This is a genomic window from Neisseria sp. P0021.S005 (assembly GCF_051956955.1).
In genome coordinates, this window is record NZ_JBQCWY010000585.1 from 1 (window position 1) to 1,937 (window position 1,937).

Sequence of the window (1,937 nt, forward strand, 5' to 3'; positions counted from 1 at the left end):
AATATGCTACAATCGCGTCCGATTATAACATTCTATTTATAAAGGTTTTACGAATAATGATTTCTACCAACGGCATCACCATGCAGTTCGGCGCAAAGCCGCTGTTTGAAAACGTATCCGTCAAATTCGGCGAAGGCAACCGTTACGGCTTGATCGGCGCCAACGGCTCAGGCAAATCCACCTTCATGAAAATCCTCGGCGGCGATTTGGAACAGACTGCCGGCGAAGTCGCGATTGAAAACGGCGTGCGTTTGGGTAAATTGCGCCAAGACCAGTTTGCCTACGAAGACATGCGCGTGCTGGACGTGGTGATGATGGGTCATACCGAAATGTGGGCGGCGATGACCGAGCGTGATGCAATTTACGCCAACCCCGAAGCTACCGAAGACGACTACATGAAAGCCGCCGAACTGGAAGCCAAGTTCGCCGAATACGACGGCTACACCGCCGAAGCGCGTGCTGCCGAGTTGTTGAGCGGCGTGGGCATTTCCGAAGATTTGCACAATGCGACCATGGCAGAAGTTGCCCCAGGCTTCAAACTGCGCGTATTGCTGGCGCAAGCCCTGTTCTCCAAACCAGATGTATTGCTCTTGGACGAACCGACCAATAACTTGGACATTAATACCATCCGTTGGTTGGAAGGCGTGTTGAACCAATACGACTCCACCATGATCATCATCTCGCACGACCGTCACTTTTTGAACGAAGTCTGCACACACATGGCGGATTTGGACTACAACACCATCACCATCTATCCGGGCAACTACGACGACTACATGCTCGCTTCTGCCCAATCGCGTGAGCGCGCCCTGAAAGACAACGCCAAAGCCAAAGAGAAACTGCAAGAGCTGCAAGAGTTCGTTGCACGCTTCTCTGCCAACAAATCCAAAGCCCGTCAGGCAACCAGTCGTCTGAAGCAGGCAGACAAAATCAAATCGGAGATGGTAGAAGTCAAACCTTCTACCCGTCAAAACCCGTATATCCGTTTTGAAGCCGACGAAAAAGCCAAGTTGCACCGTCAGGCTGTAGAAGTTGAAAAACTGGCTAAACGTTTTGAAACCCAGTTATTTAAAAACCTGAACTTCATCCTTGAAGCAGGTCAGCGTCTCGCCATCATCGGCCCGAACGGCGCAGGTAAATCTACCTTGCTGAAACTCTTGGCAGGCGCGTACAACCCCGAATATTCAGACGGCCTGCTGCCGGACGAAGGCACCATCAAATGGGCGGAAAAAGCCAGTGTCGGCTACTACCCGCAAGACCATGAAAACGACTTCGACGTCGATATGGACCTGAGCGAATGGATGCGCCAATGGGGTCAGGAAGGCGATGACGAACAAGTCATCCGCGGCACTTTGGGCCGCTTGCTCTTCGGCAGCAACGATGTCGTGAAAAAAGTGAAGGTTCTCTCCGGTGGCGAAAAAGGCCGTATGCTGTACGGCAAACTGTTGCTGTTGAAACCCAATGTTTTGGTCATGGACGAACCGACCAACCACATGGACATGGAAAGTATCGAATCCTTGAACATGGCGCTGGAAAAATACAACGGCACGCTGATTTTCGTATCGCATGACCGTCAGTTTGTATCTTCATTGGCTACCCAAATCATCGAATTGGATGGCAAAGGCGGATATGAACACTACTTGGGCGATTACGAAAGCTATCTGGAGAAAAAAGGCTTAGTTTAAGCTCATACTGATGAGCTATTAAGGTATTGAAATGCCGTCTGAAAACCGTTGTGTTTTCAGACGGCATTTTTTGAAGCGTTTCATATTGGCAATCACTGAAACTGCTAAGATTAAAATGAATAAATTTCTTGTTAGGAATTTTTATTAAAGCCATAAAACAGATATACAAAAGGCCGTTTGAAATATTTCAGACGGCCTTTATGTATGTTTTCATAGCAAGAGGATTAACTGAATAAACCTTTAAACCACAAC

At 48.5% G+C, this 1,937-nt stretch carries 1 protein-coding gene; it reads left to right on the forward strand.

Going from position 1 to position 1,937, the window contains the following annotated elements:
* Positions 1-56: 56 nt before the first annotated feature.
* Positions 57-1,685, forward strand: coding sequence for an ABC-F family ATPase (locus ACTHUE_RS17175; protein WP_003683571.1), 1,629 nt, complete (start codon positions 57-59; stop codon positions 1,683-1,685).
* Positions 1,686-1,937 lie beyond the last annotated feature (252 nt).

Bases quoted from the DNA above. Each gene is read 5' to 3' on its own strand.
- ACTHUE_RS17175 (WP_003683571.1), top strand. From the start codon at position 57: ATGATTTCTACCAACGGCATCACCATGCAGTTCGGCGCAAAGCCGCTG.